At 67.3% G+C, this 20,992-nt stretch carries 13 protein-coding genes; 8 read left to right on the plus strand and 5 right to left on the minus strand.

The genetic code is table 11. The features are described 5' to 3' along the window. The first annotated feature begins 227 nt into the window (after nucleotides 1-227). The 6 genes from Uis4E_RS02520 (at nucleotide 228) to Uis4E_RS02550 (ending at nucleotide 8,550) form a co-directional block, all read left to right on the plus strand. Nucleotides 228-1,505: a DUF2318 domain-containing protein gene (locus Uis4E_RS02520; protein WP_101621709.1), complete on the plus strand. Its 1,278-nt coding sequence runs from the start codon at nucleotides 228-230 to the stop codon at nucleotides 1,503-1,505. Between the two features lie 139 nt (nucleotides 1,506-1,644). Then, nucleotides 1,645-3,039: an ABC transporter permease gene (locus Uis4E_RS02525; RefSeq protein WP_101621710.1), complete on the plus strand. Its 1,395-nt coding sequence runs from the start codon at nucleotides 1,645-1,647 to the stop codon at nucleotides 3,037-3,039. Between the two features lie 414 nt (nucleotides 3,040-3,453). Next, the gene (locus Uis4E_RS02530; protein ID WP_101621711.1) at nucleotides 3,454-4,773 is read left to right on the plus strand and encodes an ABC transporter permease; all 1,320 of its coding nucleotides are present in this window, start codon (nucleotides 3,454-3,456) and stop codon (nucleotides 4,771-4,773) included. 152 nt (nucleotides 4,774-4,925) lie between these two features. Beyond that, the gene (locus Uis4E_RS02535) at nucleotides 4,926-5,723 is read left to right on the plus strand and encodes an ABC transporter ATP-binding protein (RefSeq protein WP_101621712.1); all 798 of its coding nucleotides are present in this window, start codon (nucleotides 4,926-4,928) and stop codon (nucleotides 5,721-5,723) included. A gap of 16 nt (nucleotides 5,724-5,739) precedes the next feature. Then, nucleotides 5,740-6,321 carry an FMN-binding protein gene (locus tag Uis4E_RS02540; protein ID WP_165784815.1) on the plus strand — a complete coding sequence of 194 codons (582 nt, stop codon included), beginning with the start codon at nucleotides 5,740-5,742 and terminating at the stop codon, nucleotides 6,319-6,321. Between the two features lie 540 nt (nucleotides 6,322-6,861). Beyond that, nucleotides 6,862-8,550, plus strand: a complete 1,689-nt coding sequence (locus tag Uis4E_RS02550; protein ID WP_101621714.1) for a DUF6020 family protein — start codon at nucleotides 6,862-6,864, stop codon at nucleotides 8,548-8,550. 116 nt (nucleotides 8,551-8,666) lie between these two features. Here Uis4E_RS02550 and Uis4E_RS02555 read toward each other — a convergent pair whose 3' ends face one another. The 4 genes from Uis4E_RS02555 to Uis4E_RS02570 form a co-directional block, all read right to left on the minus strand. Continuing rightward, the gene (locus Uis4E_RS02555) at nucleotides 8,667-10,811 is read right to left on the minus strand and encodes a YhgE/Pip domain-containing protein (RefSeq protein ID WP_243394286.1); all 2,145 of its coding nucleotides are present in this window, start codon (nucleotides 10,809-10,811) and stop codon (nucleotides 8,667-8,669) included. A gap of 140 nt (nucleotides 10,812-10,951) precedes the next feature. Further along, nucleotides 10,952-13,579 carry a YhgE/Pip domain-containing protein gene (locus tag Uis4E_RS02560; RefSeq protein ID WP_101621716.1) on the minus strand — a complete coding sequence of 876 codons (2,628 nt, stop codon included), beginning with the start codon at nucleotides 13,577-13,579 and terminating at the stop codon, nucleotides 10,952-10,954. Between the two features lie 437 nt (nucleotides 13,580-14,016). Beyond that, a complete protein-coding gene (locus Uis4E_RS02565) occupies nucleotides 14,017-14,886 on the minus strand; it encodes a hypothetical protein (protein ID WP_101621717.1) in 870 nt (289 codons plus the stop codon). Between the two features lie 36 nt (nucleotides 14,887-14,922). Then, nucleotides 14,923-16,602, minus strand: coding sequence for an adhesin (locus tag Uis4E_RS02570; RefSeq protein WP_243394281.1), 1,680 nt, complete (start codon nucleotides 16,600-16,602; stop codon nucleotides 14,923-14,925). Nucleotides 16,603-16,924: 322 nt separating this feature from the next. Between Uis4E_RS02570 and Uis4E_RS02575 the strand changes: the two genes are divergently transcribed. Beyond that, nucleotides 16,925-18,181: a putative ABC transporter permease gene (locus Uis4E_RS02575; protein ID WP_101621718.1), complete on the plus strand. Its 1,257-nt coding sequence runs from the start codon at nucleotides 16,925-16,927 to the stop codon at nucleotides 18,179-18,181. Between the two features lie 507 nt (nucleotides 18,182-18,688). Here the strand turns inward: Uis4E_RS02575 and Uis4E_RS02580 are convergent. Beyond that, nucleotides 18,689-20,527, minus strand: a complete 1,839-nt coding sequence (locus Uis4E_RS02580) for a hypothetical protein (RefSeq protein ID WP_133125381.1) — start codon at nucleotides 20,525-20,527, stop codon at nucleotides 18,689-18,691. On the opposite strand from Uis4E_RS02580, the gene Uis4E_RS12055 reads away from it, so the two are divergent. Next, a partial coding sequence (locus Uis4E_RS12055) for a hypothetical protein (protein ID WP_207764533.1) occupies nucleotides 20,526-20,992 on the plus strand: 467 nt, incomplete at its 3' end. The two genes, Uis4E_RS02580 and Uis4E_RS12055, sit on opposite strands and share 2 nt — an antisense overlap.

The raw sequence follows: 20,992 nt of genomic DNA on the forward strand, positions 1-20,992 counted from the left end.
AAGCGACAAAATCACGGATGACGGTTTCGCTCCCGCCGGCGGGAGCTGGCTCGCGCAGCGAGACTGAGGGTTGCCGTCACGGGTTGCTCCCCATCGGCCACCCCCAGTCGGCTACCGCCGACAGCCCCCGCCCGTGGGGGCGTACCTTCGTCTATTACAGCCCCCTCGCCCCGAGGGGGCTTTCCGCCGATTTACGGCACCTTAGCGATTCTTAGGAAAGGGCGCGAATGCTGGAACAATTCGTTGCGGTGATGCCGGGGACGCTGGCACCCGCGTTGCTGGTCATGTGCCTGAGCGTGACGCTCACGGTCGGCGAGGGCAAGGACAAACCGTTCAGCGCCCACTGGCGTCTCTACGGCCTGCTGCTCGGCACGGTCGCGGCCATCGTGTTCGCCGCCCTCAGGGCCACCGCCGTCATCAACCAGCGCACCTTCGTCAACCAGCCGGTGCTCACCGTGGCCGTCATCGTCGACGTGCTCGCCATCGTGGCCGTCATCGCCGGGCACTGGATCACCACGGACTGGCGCAAACACGCGCCGCTCATGCACGCGGCCAACGCGGTCGGCGCCCTCGCCATCGCGCTCACCGTCTTCTACGCGCTGCCGGACGTGATCCTCCAGCTCACGATCTGGGTGGAGCCGGGCGAGACCGCGTTCACGTCCGCGATGCTGCTGCGCGCGCTCGGTTTCGTGCTCGGCGTCGTCATGTCCGTCATCGTCGCGGCGATCTTCCGCACGATGCGCAATACCGCCGTGCGGCCCGCGTTCACCGCGGCCGCGGCGGCGATGATGGCGATCCTGTTCGTCCAGCACGCGACCGGACTGCTGCAGATCATCCAGGCGCACTCGTTGCTCTTCCCGCACTTCCTGTTCCAGCCGCTCGTCTGGTCCATCAACCACAACACGCAGATGATCATCGCGCAGGGCGTCGTGTTCGTCATCCCCGCCATCGCGTCGATCGTCGCCGGCTTCCGCACACCGACGAAACCGCGCGACGGCGAGAACGAGGCCGACGTGCGACGGCACAAGGCGTTCCGCCGTCGTGCCGTCGCCGCGGCCGTGTGGAGCCTCGTCGCCGCGATCGGCGTGACCGTGACGCTCACCGCGGGCGTCGCCGCGACCACGCGCACGATCACGCTGTCGCCGCCGGAAACGTATTCGTTGAAGGACGGCGTGGCGACGATCCCGTTCAGCCAGGTCGAGGACGGGCATCTGCACCGCTTCGAATACAAGGCGAAGGACGGCACCTCGATGCGGTTCATCATCATCAAGAAGAACGGCGGCGCGTACGGCATCGGCCTCGACGCGTGCGAGAACTGCGGCGACGCCGGCTACTACGAGAAGGACGGCAAGATCATCTGCAAGAAGTGCGAGGTCGCGATCAACCTGGCGACCATCGGATTCAAGGGCGGATGCAACCCGATCCCGTTCCCGTACAAGACCGGCAACGGCAAGATCACGATCCACACCGCCGACCTGGACGCCCTGAGCGCCCACTTCCAGTGAGGAGGATCGCCATGGGGAACATCGTTTTCGGCCCCCTCTGGAGGGGGCTGTCGGCAAAGCCGACCGGGGGAGGTCGTCGGGCAGCCACCCGCCGTCATGCTGCGCATGACGCCTCCCGCCGGCGGGAGGTGAGGTAGTCATGTTCTTTCTGCGAATGATCGCGCGGTCGTTCACGCGCCAGCTGAGGCGGCGGCTGCTCATCGCCCTCACCGTGTGCCTGTCGGCCACGGTGAGCGTGGCGATGCTCGGCGTCGTGTTCGACGTGGGCGACAAGCTCAACGCCGAACTGTCGACGTACGGATCGAACATCACCGTGCAGCCGAAGTCGGACGCCGTCGTCTCCGATCTGTACAACACGGATGGCGCGACGGGCGGCACGGCCGGCGCCGCCACCGACCCGACGTCGTTCCTCAAGGAGTCGGACGCGGCGAAGATCAAGACGATCTTCTGGGCGTTCAACATCACGAACTTCGCGCCCGAACTGGACCAGCACGTGACCGCCGTCAACACCAAGCCGGTGACCCAGGGCGACGGCTGGGCGGTGAGTCTCGCCGAATACCCGACGAAGACGAACGTGCCGGTGGTCGGCACCTGGTTCAACAAGAAGCTCAAGCTGGCGTCCGGCGAGACCACGGTGGTCGGCGTGGAAGGCATGCGCTCCTGGTGGGACCTGCAGGGCCGCTGGCCGAAGGACGGCACCAAGGAGGCCGTGATCGGCAAGGACCTCGCCAAGTCGCTCGGCGTCGCCGTCGGTCAGGGCCATGAGGACGAGGCAGCCGTGCAGGTCGGCGGCACGGTCTCGCTGACGCGCGGCGACAAGTCCATCGACTTCAAGATCGTCGGCGTCTACGATTCCGGCGACGACGACAACGGTTCGATGTACGTCTCCTCCGATCAGCTGCAGGAGCTGGTCGGCCTGCCCGATTCGGTGAACAAGATCGAGGTGAAGGCGCTCACCACGCCGGAGAACGATCTGGCGCGCAAGGCCGCGAAGAACCCGGCCGCGCTGAGCCAGGACGAATGGGAGACCTGGTACTGCACCGCCTACCCGAGCTCGATCGCCTACCAGATCGAGGAGGTGATTCCGGGGGCCGTCGCCAAGCAGGTGAGGCAGGTCGCCGCGTTGCAGGGCAACGTCCTGCAGAAGACGCAGGCCGTGATGATTCTGATGACGGTGCTGAGTCTGATCGCCGCCGCGGTGGCCGTCGCGAACCTGATGGTCGCGTCGATCGGCGAACGCTCCAGCGAGCTCGCGCTGCTCAAGGCGATCGGCGCGACCGACGGCGCGGTCTCCCGCCTGATGATGGCGGAGACGGCGACCGTCTCGCTGCTCGGCGCCGTGGTGGGCGCGGGGCTCGGTTCGGGCGTCGCGCAGATCATCGGGCAGGTGGTGTTCGGTTCCGGCATCACGATGCGTCCGATGGTGTTCGTGCTCGTATTCGTGCTGCTCGCGCTCACGGTCGCGGTGGCGTCCGCCTCGTCGATCCGCTCGATCCTGAGCTTGAAGCCCGCGGAGGTGCTCCATGGCCGCTGAGTTCGCGATGATGCTATGGAATCGCGCTTCGCGCGATGCGATGTGCCGGCTCCCGCTGGCGGGAGCTGTCCCGCGCGGCGGGACTGAGGGTGGTCGTTCGCGAGAATGTCGTGTCCGTTCGGGTACCGTCCGTCTGACCACCCCCAGTCGGATTGCATCCGACAGCCCCCGCCGGCGGGGGCGTGATCGTCGGCTCCCGCTGGCGGGAGCTGTCCCGCGCGGCGGGACCGAGGGTGGTCGTTCGCGAGAATGTCGTGTCCGTTCGGGTACCGTCCGTCTGACCACCCCCAGTCGGATTGCATCCGACAGCCCCCGCCGGCGGGGGCGTAATCGTCGGCTCCCGCTGGCGGGAGCTGTCCCGCGCAGCGGGACTGAGGGTGGTCGTGCTTGCTTGGAAGAAGAAGGAGGGTTGCGATGACGAATACCGGCATGTTCTTCCGGATGCTGTTCAGCGCCGTGTTCCGCCGCCGTTCGCGCGCGGTCATGGCGGTCATCGCGTCGCTGGTCGGCGCGGCCACGCTGTTCTGCCTGGCGATGATCTGCATCGCCGTGCCGCAGCAGATGAATCAGGAGATGCGCGCGTACGGCGCGAACCTCATCGTCACGCCCACCGGTGATGCCAGCTCGACGGGTTCGGGTTCCGACGGTTCGACGTCCGGTGATTCCGACGCGAAATCCGCCGGCATCGACGCGGCGATGGTGAAGCACACCACCGAGATGGTCGCGGCGAAAGGCTCGCAGAAGCACGCCACCTACCGTTACGAGAACGTGCGCGTCAACGCCGCGCCGTATGTGATGGCCGGCGTGGATGCCGCGCAGGTGAGGAACCTCAACCATCATTGGGTGGTGGACGGCTCCTGGCCGACCACCGGCAAGGTGCTCGTCGGCCGCGACGTCGCCGACGCGATGGGCCTCAAGGTCGGCGGCTCGATCACGATCGGCTACCGCGCCTCCGACAACGCGGCCTCCTCGTCCTCTTCGGCTGGGTCGTCCTCGTCCTCCACCGCCGAATCCCCCGAATCCGACGCCGCTTCCCAATCCTCGCAATCGTCGCAGCAGATGCACGACGGCCGCGTGAACAGCGACATCATGGACACCACCGGAACCGAGTTCCGCGTGGCCGGCATCGTCGACACCGGCGGCAGCGAGGACTCCATCATCTACGCGACCAACGCCGACGTGGACAAGCTCACCGGCGTGAAGCGCGGCGTGGACGTCATCGAATACTCGTCCGGCGCGAGCGACCTGAACGCGCTCGTCGCCAGCATCAACGACATGACGTCGATGCACGTGAAGGCGCAGCAGGTCACGAAGATCACCGCGTCGGACACGCGCATCATCACGATGCTGCAGACCCTGTTCTGGATCGTCTCGCTCGTCGTGCTCGTGCTCACGCTCGTCGGCGTCGGCACGACCATCAGCTCGATCGTCTCGCAGCGGCGCAACGAGATCGGCCTGCGCAAGGCGCTCGGCGCGAGCTCGGCCGCGATCGGCGTCGAGTTCTACGTCGAATCCGCGATGTACGGCCTGATCGGCGGCCTTGTCGGCACGGCGATCGGCTACGGGCTCGCCAGCTGGCTGTGCGTCGCCGTGTTCGAACGCGCGATCGCGTTCAACTGGGCGCTCGGCGCGGCGTCCGTGGCGCTCGCCGCGCTCGTCGCCGTCGTCGCCTCCATCCCGCCCGTCCACCGCGCCACCCGCATCGATCCCGCCATCGTGTTGCGCGAGGAGTAATCCCATCGCGCGCCACGACGGCGACCACCCCCAGTCGGCTCCGCCGACAGCCCCCGCCAGCGGGGGCCGATTGATCCGTAACGACGACTTTCGCCGTGCCACCTGTGACAGCCCCGCCAGCGGGGGCCGATTCCTTGGGAAAGGAAACCACCATGTTGCTTGAACTCGACCACATCTCGAAGATCTACGGCGACCTGCACGCCGTGGACGACCTGAACCTCACCGTGCCGGAAGGCGAATGGCTGGCGATCGTCGGCTCGTCCGGCTCCGGCAAGACCACGCTGATGAACATGATCGGCTGCATGGACTCCCCGTCGAAGGGTTCCGTGAAGCTCGAAGGCCGCAAGCTCGAGGACCTCAACGCCTCGCAGCTCGCCGACGTGCGCAAGAACATGATCGGCCTCGTGTTCCAGAAGTTCTACCTCGTGCCGCATCTGACGGCCGTGGAGAACGTGATGGTCGCCCAGTACTACCATTCGGTCGTCGACGAGGACCAGGCCATGAAGGCGCTGGAACGCGTCGGCCTCAAGGACCGCGCCCACCATCTGCCGAGCCAGCTGTCCGGCGGCGAACAGCAGCGCGTGTGCATCGCGCGAGCCCTCATCAACGAGCCGAAGCTCATCCTCGCCGACGAGCCGACCGGCAACCTCGACGAGAAGAACGAGAAGATCGTGCTCGACCTGTTCCGTCAGCTGCACGAGCAGGGCACGACGATCATCGTCGTCACGCATGACGCGCTCGTCGCCAGCTGCGCCCAGCGCGAGATTATGCTCAACCACGGCGTGCTCGTCGGCGAGAAGTGGAACGATGAGACCGCTCGCAAGGCGTACGAGGCGGAGGGCGGCAAGCCGGCCTCCACCGGCGCCCAGGTCGAGGGCGCGCAGACCGGCGAGACCGCCATCGGCTTCGCCGACCCCACCAAGGCCGCCAAAACCGGCGGCGAGGACTGAGAGGCCGTCGGCTAGGATGAGTGATATGCACGAGCAGAGGAACGACGGCAAGCGGAAGGCCGTCAAGACGATTGCGTTGACGGCCGCCACGTTGGCGCTGCTGGGTGGCGTGGCCGGCTGCGCCGAGTCGAAGGCAACGCCGATGGACGACCAGTACGCCGGCAATTCGGGCGAGACCGAGAAGTCCCAGGAGGAGCAGTCACAGTCCGGAGACGCCTCCGGCTCGTCGTCCGATTCCTCCGATTCCTCGTCGGACGGTTCCAACGGTTCCGATTCCTCCTCCGACGCGAAGGACACCGGCAACTACAAGGACGGCACGTATTCGATCAACGGCCAGTACGGTCCGGTGGGCGAGGATTCGATCGACGTCCATTTCACGATCAAGGACCAGAACGTCCAGACGGTCGAGGTGATCGGCCACCCGTTCACGTCGATCTCGAAGAAGCACCAGACCGATTTCGCGAACGCGATCAACGGTGTGGTGGACGGCAAGCCGCTCAAGGGTCTCAAGGTCGACAAGGTCGCCGGCGCCAGCTGGACGTCCGACGCGTTCAACAAGGCCCTCGACCTCTGCCGCCAGCAGGCCTCCATCCAGTAGCGGCCGTCTTCCGAACCCCACCTCGGCGGTGCCCCCGTCGCTTTTCGGCGCAACGATTCCCGGGAATACGTGGCTTCGTCCGGGATTCGTTGTGCTGAGAGGAGTTCAGCGCAACATATCCCGGAAGAAAACCCCATTACCCGGGAAAACTTGCGCTGACCTTGTCTCAGCGCAACTATTCCCGGACGATGGGGCGGATTCCCGGGATTTCTTGTGCTCAGCGATTCCCCAGCGCGACCATTCCCGGGCGACGCCTCCGTTTTCCGGGATTTCTTGCGCCGGACGATGCTGCTTCGCGGCACTATGGCGTCGCGGCACTACGGCACTATGGCGTCGCGGCACTACGGCAATACGGCACCGCGGCGTCACGGCATCACGAAGCCGCGTACACTGGTGGCCGTGTCTTCATGGGATACTTGGTCATCCGCAGCGCGCACTCGGTCCGCCGCCGCGCGTAGTCGGACCGACGTCATCCGCATTTGGTCATCCGCCGTCCGGCTCTGGTTCGCCGACCGTCGGCCCTCGACCTTCGCCGTCGCGTTGCGCAAGCGCTTCTCCCTCTACTTTGCCCTGATCGCCGCGTGCTGGCTGCCGTGGATCGCGCTCACGTGGCCCGGCGCCATGCGTGACGACACGATGGCCCAGTACCTCCAGGCGATGGGCCTGCACCACTATTACACGCAGCATCCGCTGTTCGACACCCTCATCTTCGGCCTCTTCTGGCATTTCGGCGCGGCGGCCTTCGGCTCCCCGCTCGCCGGCCAGGCCGTCTACACGGTCGTGCAGGCGTTCGCCCTCGCCGCCGGCGGCGCGTTCATCCTCTGCTACATCCGCAAGCTCGGCGCGCCCCTGTGGCTCGTCACCGTCGGCCTCGTCTACGCGGCGATGAGCTACGTGGTCGTCGCCGCCTCGACCACGATGGGCAAGGATTCGCTCCACACGGTCTTCTTCCTCCCGATGGCGGTGATCTTCACCGAAGCGTGTCTCACGCGCGGCCGCGTGCTGCGCCGCATGCCGGTCGCCGTCGCGTTCACGCTGCTCACGTTCGCATCCGTCGCGTCGAAGCGCACGGCCCTGCCCATCGTCGTGTGCGCCGGTATCGGATTGCTGTGCGTGTGCGCCGGGCGGAAATCCCGTCGTGACGGAGACCGGGATCCCATCGCGGCTCCGGCACCCGCTCCCATCGCCTGTGCCGCCCCTGCCGCGCCTCGCCTCTCCGACCGCGCCCGTGCCGCGATCTGCCTCATCGTCGCCGTGCTCCTCGCGCAAGCCGTGTTCGCGCCGATCGCCGCCGCCGCGACCCACGCGAGCAAATCCCCCGGCCGCGAGGTCTGGGGCATCGTCACGCAGCCGGTCGCCCGCCTCGCCCACGACGATCCGTCCGCGATCGACCCCGCGCAGCGTCGCGCGTTGGACGGCATCATGGATCTCGACAAGGCCGCCGCGACCATCAATCCGCATCGGACCGACGAGACGTTCCACACGCTCAAGGAGCCGCGTCGCGCCGCCGACGGCACCGTCGTCGCGCCCGGCCCGACGCCCGCGCAGAAGCTCGCGGCCGTGCGCGCGTGGGCGCGGCTCGGCCTCGCGCATCCGCTCGTCTACGCGCGCGCCTACGCCGCCCAGACGCGCGGATGGTGGAATCCGAACGTCAATTTCGCCTATCCCACCGACTCCGACTACCTGCTGCGCGACGGCTACCTGAAACAGTGGTCCACGTACCTGACAGCCGCCGAGGTGCGCCGCGCGGGCGGCGGCACCGGCGGGTCCGCGCGCATGACCGCCATCGCGCGCGACCTCGCGCCGCTCGCCGGCACGTCGGCGCGGCCGCAGTGGCAGCGAGACACGTTGCGCGCGGTTCGCGACTGGGCGCGCGGCGCGAACGCCGGCACGACCGCGGCGGCCTCCGGCACCGCCGCTTCCCGCCCCGGCAATCCGCTCACGTCGATGGCGCTCTACGTCACGTGGATTCCGTCGATGATCGCGCTCGCGTTGGTCGTCGGGACGGTGTCGTGGCTTCGCCGTCGCACGTCCGGCACCGGTTCCCGCGATGATCGGGGATTGCGTGCGGACATCGGCGCATCGCCCGCTTCTCGGCTCGCCGCGTTCGGATTGCTGTTCTTCACCGTGATGTCGCTGTACGCCTCGCCCGAGGCGCTGTTCTGGTATCCGATTCCGGTGTTCGCCGCCCTGCCGCTGTTCACGGCCCTGCCGTTCCTCCGGGATTGATACGGTTCCCTCCACGCCTGATACGGTTCGCTCCGGGATTTGCAACGGAAAACCGTGACAAACCCCGGAGCGAACCGTGATTAGGGGGCGGACCGTGACGAGTCCGGAACGACCCGCTACGCGATGACCTTGGTGCTTTCCACCTTGGCCACATACCACTGGTTGAACCGCACCAGGGGCTTCCTCAGCACGAGTCCGATGAGCAGCAGCGGCGGGATGACCAGCAGCAGCGCGCCCATCGCGCGCCAATAGTCCATGTCGTAGATGCCGGCGATGGCGGCGCGGATCATCGTCACCGCGTGGGTGACGGGCAGCGCCGGGCTGATCGCGCCCAGCCATCCGGGCAGCATCTGCAACGGGTAGGCGGCGTTCGAACCGGCGATCTGCATGATGAGCATGAGCACGCCGATCGCCTTGCCCACGTTGCCGAAGCTCACCACCATCGTGTAGGCGAAGAACGAGAACACCAGCGAGCTCACCCATCCGGTGAGCATGAACAGCAGCGGATGCACGGCCTGCACGTGGATGAACAGCAGCGCGCCGCCGAACGAGAACGTGCTCTGCAGCAGCGCGATCAGCGCGAAGATCCCGTAATGGCCGAGATACATCTGATGCGGGCGCGGGTCGCCGAGTTCGCGGCGCACGCGATGCGAGACGGTCGTCTTCAACGTGACCGCCATGAGCAGCGCGCCCACCCACAACGGCAGCAGCAGGTACAGCGGCGCGAGCGACGAGCCGAAGCTCTCCACCGGGAACACGGCCTTGCGTTGCAGCGCGACCGGCGCGGCCAGCGTGGCGGCCAGCGTGTCCGGATCGTTGCCGAGCACCTCCTTGACCATGCTCATGTCGCCGCTGTTCAGCGCGGCGGCGAGCTTCTCGTCGAACGCGCCGAGCCGCTTGCCGGCCTTCGCGAGCTTGCCGGACACGTCGGTGAGCGTCTGCTGCACGTCCGCGAGTCCGGTCTTCGCGTTCGCGGCGGTCGTGTCGAGATCGCCGAGCGTCGTCGTGAGCTTCGCCGCGCCCGCGTCGAGCACCTGCGTCGCGTCGGTCACGGACGCGTTCAACTGGGCGAGCTGCGGTTTGACCTGCGTGTCGAAGTTCGATTTCACGCCGGCGATCGCGGATTGCGCCTGCGTGGCGAGATCCTTGACCTGCGCATGCTGGTTCTGCACGTCCGTGTTCTTCGCGCGCACCGCGTTCGCCGCGTCCGTCAGGCGCGTCTGCAACGTCTGCTGCACGCCGATCGCCGTGTCCAGCCGGTCGAGCATCGGCTGCAGCACGGACTGCAGGTTCTCCGGCAGTTTGGCCTGCAGGTCGGCGATCGACTGGCGGATCTTCTGGTATTCGGCGATCTGGTCGCCCACGTGCTTCGCCTGCGTGTCGAGCGCGGCGGCCGTGTCGGTGGCCTGCGTGCCCGCGTCCGCGTACAGCTTGTCCACGGAGTCGGCGACGGCGCCGTAGCTGTCGGCGCTGGAGGCGAGCGCTCCGGCGAGCGTGTCCGCGGCGGTGGTCATCGCGCCGGACAGGTCGGTCGCGCCTTGTTTCGCGGCGTCCAGCTGCGATCCGGCGGCGGTCGCGGAGTTCGACGCGTTGGCGAGCAGCGCGCTCGAATCGTCGAGCAGCGCGCCGGCCGAACCGGTGATCGTCGCGTAGCTGGACAGCATCGACGACGTGTCGTCGAGCGTGGTCGCGAAGTCGCCGATGTTCGCGCTGAACCGTGCGAGCGCGGTCTGCGCGCCCGGCGTGGAGAGGTCGTCGGCGAGCTGCGACGCGATGGAGAGCGCGGTGCTCGTCAGCGTCTTCGCGAACATCTGGTTGATCTGCGTGCTCACCTCGTTCGCGCCCTCGTTGGTGAGGTTCGGCGCGAGCGCGTTCTTCTTCTCGTTGTCGTAGTAGTCGATCTTCACGTTGTCGACGTCGGCGGAGAAGAACGTCATCATCTTCTTGCTGAAGTCCTTGGGGATGACGATGGCCGCATAGTATTTGCCGGATTTCGTGCCGTCGATCGCGTCGTCCTTCGTGGTGATCGTCCAGTCGAGCTGCGAGTTGGCGCGCAGCGTGTTGACGACGGTGTCGCCGATCGTCATCTTCACGGGGATCAGGTCGGACTTGTAGCCTTCGTCGACGCTTGCGACCGCGAACTTCAGGTTCTTGAGGTCGCCGAACGGGTTCCAGCTGGCGGCGATGTTGAACCAGGAGAACAGTCCGGGGATCGACACGAGGCCGATCACGATGATGATGGAGACGACGTTGCTGAACATGCGGCGCACGTCGCCGACGAACAGCCGCCACGTCTTGTGCGTGACGCGCGGCGCCGCGGCGTGCGCGGTCTCGCCGGCGCCCGCGTCACCGCCGACGGCGTCGACGACGGGCTCGATGCGTTCGGTCGTATCGTTCACGCTCATTGCGCGTGCCTCCCCTCATGCGTCGGATTGAGCGGTTGCGCGAGTTTCTCCCGCACGCGTTCGCGCTTGCGCGCCTTCGCCTTCTCGCGGATGCGTTCGCGCTCGCGGATGTACGCGCGGATCGCCTCGTCGTCCAGGTTGCCGAGCTCCATCTGCCGGCGCAGGTTGTCGTTCATGAATTCGATGGTGAGCAGGAACGCGATGATGATGAGGATCCAGATGATCCACGTGAGCAGCGCCTCCAGCTTCGTGTTCGGCGTGAGCGAGAACGTGACGGCGAGCACGACCGGCACGACGATGCCGGCGACGAGCGCGCCCTGCTTGAGCCGCGGATAGTGGACGGCGAAGCGCGCCGCCTGCCGTTCGATGCGCTCGCGGTAGCCTTCGTGGCTGGACAGCATGCGCACGGCCGTGGAGAGCCGGTATTCGGTGCCGGGCATGTGCACCGGTTCGCCGATGATCATGTCGCTCTCCTCGATCTCGCGCGCGAACAGGCGGTTCACGTTCGCCATGAGCGGGCGGACGAGCAGGCCGATCGCGAGGCCGAGCAGGGCGAACAGCAGCAGGTGGCCGATCGCCGCGAACCATTGGCCGCCGTAGAATCCGCCGATCGTCTCGCGGAACGCGTCGATCGAATACGTGAACGGGAACAGCGGATACAGGTTGCGGAAGAAGGCCGGCATCATCTCGATCGGGTACAGGCCGGATGCGCCGGGGATCTGCAGGATGATGAGCGCCACGCACACGCCCTTGCCGACGTGCAGGAACGTGGTCGACAACGCGAAGATCAGCGAGGCGTAGACGAGCGACGTGATCACGCCGGTGAGCACGAACGCGAACGGGTTCACGCTCTGCACGCCGATGACGAGGTCGCCGACCGTGGTCGCGAGCCCCTGCGCGGCCGCGAACACGCAGAACAGCAGGAACCGGCCCAGATAGCCCTGCGTGATCGTCATGTTCTCGATGCCTTCGTCGTCGGTTTCGAGCTTCAGGATCACGGCGAGCGCGAACGCGCCCACCCACAGCGCCATGTTGGTGAACAGCGGCGCCATGCCGGAACCGTAGGAGGCGACCGGGTAGAGGATCTTCTTGTTGATCACGGTGGGGGAGAGCATGAATTCGGCGATGCGGTCCGTGTCGAGCTGCCCGTCCGAGCCGAACAGGTCGCCGAGCATGCTGGACGTGTCGAGCGCACGCAGGTCGGTGGCGACGGTGTCGAGTTTCGTGGCCATGCCGGCGAGCGCCTTGTCGGTGTCGCCGAGCGCGGTGACGGTGTCTGCGGCGGCGCGGTCGAGCTGGTCGAGCACGACGTTCGTCTGGCTGATGAGCGCGCCTTGGCTGGCGAGGCCGCCGGCGAGCGTGCCGGTCGTGCCGGCGAGCGTGTTGAGTCCGCTGTTGAGCTGCGGCAGGGCGCCGGTGGTGAGCGTTTTACGTGCGTTGGTGGTCGTCGTGAGCGTCGTCTGCGTGGCCGTGTTGAACGTCGTGGCGAGGCCGGAGACCGATGTGACGGTTTTCGCCGTGTCGTCGTTGAGGGTTTTCGCGTTCTTCAGCGTTTCCGCGGTGGCCGCGTTGCGTTGTTGGAGTTCGTCGACGACTTTCTGGAGCGCGGTCGTGTCGATGCCGGCGGGCGGGTTCGCGACGATGGTCTTGAGCTGGTCGATAATCTGCTTGTTGGTCTGGTTGACCTGGGTGAGCGTGGTGACCGCGTCGCCGACGGCGCCGTTGGCGACGGTGATGCCGCCGGCGATCTGGTTGACGCCGTCGGTGGCCTGCTGGGAGGCCTGCGAGAGGAGCGACGTGCCGGTGTCGAGCGTGCCGGACGTGGTCGTCACGAACGTGTTGAGCGTCGTCTGCGTGGTGCCGATGAGCTGTGACGTGCTGTTGAGTCCGGTGGTCGCGTCGTTGGCGAGGCGCTGCACGTCGGTGAGCGCCTCGCGCGCCTGCTGGGTCTTGGCCGGCGTCTGTTTGAGCGTGGCGGTGAGGTCGTCGATCTTGCCGCGCGTGTTGACGACGTCGCGTCGCGCGTCGTCGAGGGATTTCAGGGTTTTCGTCTGGAGGGTCCCGGCGGTGGTTCCGGCCTTGTCGGTCGCCTTGTTGACGGCTTCGGAGAGGACCTTGCTGACGGTGGAGACGAACGTGCCGTTGACCTGCGTGTCGACGGTGCCGGCGCCCACGTCGGTGATCTTCGGGGCGACGGCGTTCGCCTTCTCGTTCACGTAGTATTCGAGTTGCGGGCGGTCGCCGCCGGTGACGACGCCGGCCATGCGGTCGCTGAAGTCCTTGGGGATGATGATGGCCGCGTACGCTTTGCCGGATTCGACGCGGTTCATCGCCTCGGATTGGTCGGCGAACGTCCATCCGAGCTGATGGTTCGCCTTGAGCTGCGTGACGATCTGGTCGCCGAGGTTCTGCTTGCCGATGAGCGCGCTGTTCGTGCCCTTGTCGTTGTTGGCGATGACCACCTGGATGCCCTGCGTGTTGCCGTACGGGTTCCAGAATCCCACGATGTTGAACCATGCGTACAGCGGGGGGATGAAAGTCAGTCCGGCGGCGATGACCCATGCGGCCGGCACTTTCAGCATGCGGATGAGGTCGCGTTTGATGATCGCGAGAACGTTGCCCATGCCTGTGTGTTCCTTCTACTTACTGCTGTCGTGCGAGACGATGTCAGTGTTCACCCTAGTGGAAGGTGATGAAGGAACCGCAACGATTGCCGTGTCGCTAGTCAATCTGTCTAATTTTACGCTGATTGGCGGTCGATGAGTGCCGATCCGCCTCGCCCCCTCTGATGGGCTGTCCGCGGTGTCGTCCTCTTCTTTGGCCCCTCTGGAGGACATCGCCGTGAAGCAAACGCCAGAGGCGTTTGCAGGCGATGTGCGAGCCGACAGGCGAGCCGATGTAAGATCGGCCGCAGGCCGTCCGTACTTGCGGATGGTCGTCCGCAGCGCCGGCTTCTTCTTTGGCCCCCTCTGGAGGGGGCTCCCGGCGAAGCCGGGTGGGGGAGGTATAGCCGGAACGCGACCGTCCGCGGTATCCCTCCCCAGTCTCGCCGGCGGAACCGTCAGGAGGCGATGGAGCCGCCGGAGGCTGCGGAACCGGATTCGGTGTCGGACGAGCTGCTGGACGAACCGGAGCCGGAGCCCTTCGAGCTGGATCCGGAGCTGCCCGAGCCGGACGAGTCGGAATCGCCGTTGGAGGAGCCGCCGTTCGAGCCGCCGTTCGAGCCGCCGCCGGGGCCCATGCCGCCGCTCGGCGGCTCGCCCATCTGGCCGCCTTGTCCGCCCTGGCTGTTGCCGTCGGACGAGCCTCCGGGCATCTGGCCCATCTGGCTCGTGCCGTCGCCGCGGCCGGAATCGGAGAACGCGTTGACGACCGCGCCGCCCGCCACGCCGCCGAGCAGTCCGCACACCAGCGTCACGCCGGCGATGATCGCCACCGCCTTGCCGCCCAGCTTCGCGCCCTTCGGCTTGCCGCCGTTCGGGGCGCCGTCAGGCGTGTTGGCGAAGCCGTTGGGAGCCGTGGGCGCATACGGCGCCTGCGGTGCGCCCGGAGCGGCGAATCCGTTCGGGGCACCGCTCGCGCCGGTCCCCGTTCCCGGGTAGGCGGCGGACTGGGCGCCGGCCGGCTGGAAGGCCGGCTGCTGGGCGGACGCCCACGCCGGCTTCGCGCCGGCGGCCGTCTGGGCCGGGATCTCGGTGCGGGTGCCGTTGAGGCCGGCGTCCGCACCGCCCGTCGGCGGCAGGGTCTGCGTCGCCGCGGCGGCGCGCGCATCGGCCGCGGCCGGACGCGCATCCTCGGGGATGACCTGCGTCGCATCGGCGGATGCGGCGGTGGTCGCGGCGGTGGGCAACGCCGTGGTCGCGGTGGTCTCGGTGGTCGTGGCGGTTGTGGTGTCGAGCACCTGGGTCTTGTTCGGGTCGTTGGTGGTCATGGTGGGGTCCTTTCGGAGAATTCGGGTGAAGCTGGGTCACATCGTCCAGGTGGTGGAGGTGTTGAACTGGGTGTCGTAGGAGGAGCGGTCGATCAGGTCGGTGGCGAGCGTGGTGCCGTCGCCGGTGGCCTCGCTCGGCAGGGTCGTCGCGTAGTCGCCGGTCACGGTGACCGTCACGTCGGAATCGCCCTTCACGACGGTCTTGCCGTTCGCCTTGATCGTCACCGTGTTCCCGTCGGCGTCGACGACCTTGCCGCCGTTCGCGACGTTCAGCGCGGAGACGGTCGTGCTGTCGGTCACGACCCACGTGGAGGAATCGTCCACGTTCACCGTGATCGGCGCGTCGCTCGTCGTGCCGTCGCTCGCGTTCGCGTTCTCGGTGATGCTCGCGGCGCCGGTCCACGTCGACCCGTCGAGCAGGTTCAACGTGACCGACGAGATCGTGTCCGCGCTGACCGTGCCGGCGAGCGTCTGGTTGCGCCCGGTGAACGTGACGGTCGCGCCGTTCGACCCGGCGGACCCCCAGTTGTTCGCGTCATTGCCGGCCGCGGTGATAAGCGCCGCCTTCGACGAGTCGAAGTCGAGCGTCGTGTTCGAGAGGACCACGTCGGCGGTGGTGTTCGTGAAGTAGAACATCGAACCGGATTCGATCGACGATTTCAGCGTCGAATCGGCGGCCTGGAACGTCGCGTGCTCGCCGGTCGAGGCTTCGGCGTCGCCGGAGGTCGACTGGTAGATGATCACGCCGTTGGCGACCGGGTCGCTCGCCGTCTTGCCGGTCACGGTGCTCGTCAGCGTCGAATCCTTGATGAGGATCGTGTTGAGGCCCTCCATGCCGGCGATCTGCGAGCCGGTGGACGTGCCGGTCACGTTCGTCACCTGCACGTCGCCGGTCGAATACAGCAGCGGCGATCCGGAGCCCGCGGTTGTGAGGTCCGCGTCGTTGAGCGAGATCGAGCCGCCGCCGCGGTCGGTGGCGACGGTCGCGCTGTGGTCGCCCTGCGTGTCCGCGGTGACCTCGCCGGCGAGGATCGTGCCGGAATAGGTCGCGTCGAGCGCGCGCGAATTGTCGCCGGTCGTCGCGATCTCGGCGTCGTGGACGAGCGCGGTGCCCGAGTCGGTCGCGAACACGCCGTTCGAGCCGGACGAGTCGGCGGTGAGGTTCGAGGAGTCGATCACGGTCTTCGATTTCTCGCCGACGGTCAGGCTGACCGAGTTCGTGCCGTAGAAGTTGTTGTTGTCGGCGTTGTCGGAGTCGCCGGATTTGGTGAGCGTCGCGCCGGTGAGCGTCAACGTGCCGCCGTTCTGCGCGAGCGCCGCGTTCTGGTCGGCGTCGGTCGCGGCCGTCGTGTCGGAGGAGGCGACCTCCTCGCCGTCGGCGGTGAGCGCCGCCGTGTACGTGCCGGAGTAGTCGTAGGTCATCGTGTTCGCGCCGCCCATGCCGGCCGCCTGACCGGAGACGATGATGTCGTTGCCGCGGGTGGAGGTGCCGCGCAGCAGCGCCGTGCCGGCCGCGCCGCCGCCGAAACCGACGATGAGCGCCGCGCCCGCCGCCATCGCGGCGAGCTTGCCGGTCGTGACCTGCGCGGTGCTGGCGGTGCGGTTGCGGCGGGTGCGGGTGTTGCGCGTGCGGCGCGTGCCGTCTTCGTATGATTCACGGAAGCTGGTGGAGGTGGTGACGCCCCGCCGCTTGCCGGAGGTGTTCCTGATGCCCATGATCGTGCCTTTCGTCATGCCCGCCGCGATGCTTGCGGTGGCGGGCCGTTCGTTGCTTGCTGGTACCAGTACACCGCCGGTTCCGGGGAAAGCCCTTGCGCGAACGTTCGGGTCGTCTGCGACCTTGCGAAGGGAGTTCTGGAGGATTCTTGACCGTTTCCTGAAAGCCCCTCCGACTCGGCCCCCGCCGGCGGGGGCTCCCGGCGGAGCTGGGTGGGGGTGGTCTCCGTCCGAGCTGACAAGGGCCACCCTCAGTCCCGCTTCGCGGGAGCGCGTGACCGGCGTGTTAGCCTGTTGGCATCGCGCGTGGGAAGGAGCCGGCATGGGGAAGTCATCGGATAACAAGACCCCGGCGGGCGAGGAGGCGGCGGTGGCCGCCGACCTCGTCGCCGCCGAACTCGACGAACAAAGCCGCCTCGACGCGCAACGACTGCCGTGGCTCATCCGCGTGTACGGCGTGATCGTGCTGCTCGACGGGCTCGTCACGCTGCCGATCGTCGTGCTCGCGTCCATCGCCGCCGTGCGCGCAATCATGCGCGGCGAACTCACGTTCCACGCGGCTAGTCTGACCGCCATCCTCACCGGATTGCAGGCGCTCGTCCTCATCGCCAACGCCGCGGCGCTCGTCGTGTTCGGCGTGCTGCTGCTGCGCAACCGGCGACGCTACGCGGCCCGCTGGGCGTACGTGCTGATGCCGGTCACGCTCGCCGAAGGCATGCTGTCGCTCGCGCTCGCCGGCCTCGGCGCGAACCTCATCGCGCCGGCCGTGCGCATGGCGATCCTCGTCGCCGTGTCCATCGCGTGCGATCCCGGGCTCGCCGAGGAGCGACGGCTGCAGCGCGCGCTCAAACGGATGGACGACCGCGACGCCTACGAGCGCGCCGTCGAAGCGGGCATGCTCGGCCGCGACCCGTCCGGCAAAGGGTACATCGCGCTCGACTTCTTCAACATCTTCTGGCTGTTCACCGTGGCGTGCGTGTTCGGCCTCGCCATCGAGACCGTCTACCACTTCGCGATGTACCACGGCGAACTCCAGGATCGCGCCGGGCTGCTCTGGGGCCCGTTCTCGCCGATCTACGGGTGCGGCGCGGTGCTCGTCACCGTGGCGCTGAACCGGTTGTGGAAGTCGAACCCGTTCCTGATCTTCTGCGCGAGCGCGGTGATCGGCGGCACGTTCGAATACGCGACCAGCTGGTTCATGGAGGTGGCGTTCGGCATCACCGCATGGGACTACACCGGGCAGTGGCTGTCGATCGACGGGCGCACGTCCGGCAAATACATGGTCTTCTGGGGGTTGATCGGCGTGGTGTGGGTGCGCTGGATCCTGCCGCGGCTGCTCGCGCTCATCAACCGGATCCCGTGGAAGGTGCGGTATTCGCTCACCGCCGTGTGCGCCGTGCTGATGTTCGTCGACATCGCGTTCACGCTGATGGCGCTCGACTGCTGGTACGGCCGCATGGCGGGCCTCCCGCAGGATTCACCCGTCACCCAATGGTTCGCCACGCACTACGGCGACGGGTACATGGCGAACCGTTTCCAGACGATGAGCATCGACCCGAGCAAGGCCGGGTGCGCGTAAGGTGCTGTCGGAGGCTGGGCTTGCGGCGGGGCGGGGCGGCATGGGGGCGCATGGGCGCGCCGACGGGAATGGCCTGTGCCGCCTTGGTCTCCGGAGCCCAGAGGCGGTCTCTCCCGTTCCCAATGGGGGTATCAAATACCCGATATCTCCGATTTACAGCGCCAAATACCCGTTTCAATAGGTGTGAAACGGGTGTTCGGCGCTGCAAATTCGGGAGAACGGGTGATTGAACCGGGGTTTCATGGTGTCGGAATCTTCCCGCTGGGCCCCGCTCAGTCCCGCTTCGTGGACCAGCTTCCGCCAGCGGGACGGCGTCGGTACGGCGTTGGTGCGGCCGCCGGCAGAGTGGGAACGTGGCGATGGTCGGCGGGAATGGACGAAGGGGGAGGACCGGTTCAGAAACGGTCCTCCCCCTTCGTCGGGCATCTTGTCCGGATGCCCTTACGGGCTGTGACGGCGTGTCACTTGGGAACGCCATCACGCCATGTCACGCAACGTCACGCAACGTCACGCGTGACGGCGGCGGAACGTGACGAGTCCCGCGCCGGCGAGCAGCAGCGTGGCCGCGGCGGTGGCGATCATGCCGGTCGCCGCGCCCGTGTTCGACAGCTTCGCGCCGTTCGCGGCACCGTTGGCGCCGTTTGCGCCCGGAGCGGCCTTGCCGACCGTCACCGGCGCCCAGCCGAGCAGGTTGCCGGAATCGTCGTATACGGCGATCTTGTGCGCGCCCGTGTAGTCGGCGGGAATGGTGTACTCGACGTACGCCTTGTTGTTCTCGTCGACGCGCACGGCGGACGACTTGCCGTCCGCCGAAGCGAGACGCTTCGGGTCGGAGTAGATGTAGCCCGCCCAGTAGCAGTACTGGTTGTTCGCGACGCTCGCCTTGCAGGCGGCCGTGTCCTTAAGGCTGTCGACGTACAGGCGGTACGTGGATCCGGCGGTCGCCTTGCCGTCGTTCGCGCCGACCACGCCGTTGCGGTTCGCGTCGGTGAGCTTGTCGGAGGATTCGGCGGCCTTGGCCGGCTGCGTGGTGAAGTCGGGCACGTTCTGCAGGGCCTTGTCTTCGGCGTGGTATCCGTTGCCCACGTACATCGATCCGTCGCTGAACGTCAGCGCGAGACCGGAGTACATCATGGACATCGGATCGTTCGCCGTGGTCTGGGACTGGAGGAGCTTGAACACGGCGACGCCATCGGATTCGTTGCCTTCGTAACCCCAGTTGCCGTACTTGGTGCCGGAGTTCAGGCCGACGATGGTGCTCGTGATGTCGCCGGACGCGGGGAGCGTCTCGCCGGCGTCCGGGGTCTTCCATGAACCCCTGCTGAACCATTGGCCGGTCAGCGTCTGGGTGCTGTTGGCCCACGACGCCATGTTCATCACGCGATAGGCGGCGCCGGTCGTGTCGTCCGTGTCGTCGACGTAGCCGGTCGTGCAATCCCATGCTTCGCGCTCGCCGCCGGTGCCGACGTTCGTGGTGAACCGGCCGCGCAGCGTGTACGCGCGGGCCACGGTGGTGGCCAGGCAGATCTTGGTCACGTCACCGATGAGCTTCGGATCGATCGTGTAGTGCGCCTTGAGTCCGGCCGTGTGCTGGCCGACGTCCTCGACCTGCACAGGGCCGAGCGTGACGGCGCCCGGAAGGTTGACGACGTCCACCGTCTTGTCGACGACGCTCGTGTACACGCCTTCGACGCTGTCCGATTCGATGCCCTTGTCGCTTTCCAACAGGGCGAACCATGCGGAGGAGATGTTCGCGCCCTCGTACGTGAGTTCGACGGTAGCGGTCGCGCCGGTGGCGGTGAACACGGTGTTGGCCCCGTCCCCGTAGGACGGGGTGTTGTACACGCGTCCCTGGTCGCCGGCCTTCGGCTTCGTGGAGCCATAGCTGAGGTTGCTCGCCACGCCGTAGCTCTTGCCGGCGGTCAGGCCGGTGAGGGTGACCTTGAACGTCGGCTTCGTGGTGGCGTCCTTGAACACGTTGGCCTTGAGCACGCCCTGCGGCGCGTCCACGGAGGCGATCGCGGCGCCGGATGCGGCGGCCTGGGCCTGGGACTGCGGCGTGGCCGACTTCACGTCCGCCTTCGGCTGTTCGTCGGTCGTGCCGGACTGGTCGGCGGTGGAGCCGTTCTGCTGCGCGGCATTGGACTTGCCGTCCGTGCCGTCGGTGGTGCCGGACTGGTCGGCGGTGGCGCCGGCATCGGTTTGTCCGGACTGTCCGGACTGCTGCGTGGCGGCGGCCGGCGCATCGTTCACGCTCGCGGCGTCGTCGGCGTATGCGGTGCCGACGCCCGTGAGCAGCATGCTCGCCGCGGCGATGATGGCGGCGACCTTGCCCATGTGCTTCATGGCTGTAACCCTTCCCGCGCATCACCTGGCGATGCGCTTCTTCAGGGTCAAGCGTCCCCCCCTTAAGACATTTCTCAGGAAACGGACGTGTCGCGCCAAGATGCCGGTGCGGGCGGAGGGTCGGACGGGACGGCTGTTGGCCGGAGCGTACGTTTTCGACGGGATTATCGTCCGCCGCCGTCGAGAACGTACGCTGAGGAATCGTCAGTGTACGTTCTCGACGAAGACCCCGGATATTGCCGTGCGGAACGTACGCCCGTGGAATGGGGCGGAATGTAACGGGGGTGCGAAATGGGACGAGGTGGGGACGGAACGGGACGAGGTGGGGACGGAACGGGACGAGGTGGGGACGGAACGGGACGAGGTGGGGACGGAACGGGACGAGGTGGGGACGGAACGGGACGAGGTGGGGACGGAACGGGACGAGGTGGGGACGGAACGGGACGAGGTGGGGACGGAACGGCG

The sequence above is a fragment of the Bifidobacterium parmae genome, from assembly GCF_002860365.1.
In the GTDB taxonomy this organism is placed as follows: Bacteria; Actinomycetota; Actinomycetes; order Actinomycetales; family Bifidobacteriaceae; genus Bifidobacterium; species Bifidobacterium parmae.

What these genes read in the sequence shown, in the direction of transcription:
- Uis4E_RS02565 (WP_101621717.1), bottom strand. Translation starts at nt 14,886, where the DNA reads ATGACCACCAACGACCCGAACAAGACCCAGGTGCTCGACACCACAACC.
- Uis4E_RS02525 (WP_101621710.1), top strand. Translation starts at nt 1,645, where the DNA reads ATGTTCTTTCTGCGAATGATCGCGCGGTCGTTCACGCGCCAGCTGAGG.
- Uis4E_RS02540 (WP_165784815.1), top strand. Translation starts at nt 5,740, where the DNA reads ATGAGTGATATGCACGAGCAGAGGAACGACGGCAAGCGGAAGGCCGTC.
- Uis4E_RS02535 (WP_101621712.1), top strand. Translation starts at nt 4,926, where the DNA reads ATGTTGCTTGAACTCGACCACATCTCGAAGATCTACGGCGACCTGCAC.
- Uis4E_RS02555 (WP_243394286.1), bottom strand. Translation starts at nt 10,811, where the DNA reads ATGTTCAGCAACGTCGTCTCCATCATCATCGTGATCGGCCTCGTGTCG.
- Uis4E_RS02570 (WP_243394281.1), bottom strand. Translation starts at nt 16,602, where the DNA reads ATGGGCATCAGGAACACCTCCGGCAAGCGGCGGGGCGTCACCACCTCC.
- Uis4E_RS02580 (WP_133125381.1), bottom strand. Translation starts at nt 20,527, where the DNA reads ATGAAGCACATGGGCAAGGTCGCCGCCATCATCGCCGCGGCGAGCATG.
- Uis4E_RS02560 (WP_101621716.1), bottom strand. Translation starts at nt 13,579, where the DNA reads ATGGGCAACGTTCTCGCGATCATCAAACGCGACCTCATCCGCATGCTG.
- Uis4E_RS02520 (WP_101621709.1), top strand. Translation starts at nt 228, where the DNA reads ATGCTGGAACAATTCGTTGCGGTGATGCCGGGGACGCTGGCACCCGCG.
- Uis4E_RS02575 (WP_101621718.1), top strand. Translation starts at nt 16,925, where the DNA reads ATGGGGAAGTCATCGGATAACAAGACCCCGGCGGGCGAGGAGGCGGCG.
- Uis4E_RS02530 (WP_101621711.1), top strand. Translation starts at nt 3,454, where the DNA reads ATGACGAATACCGGCATGTTCTTCCGGATGCTGTTCAGCGCCGTGTTC.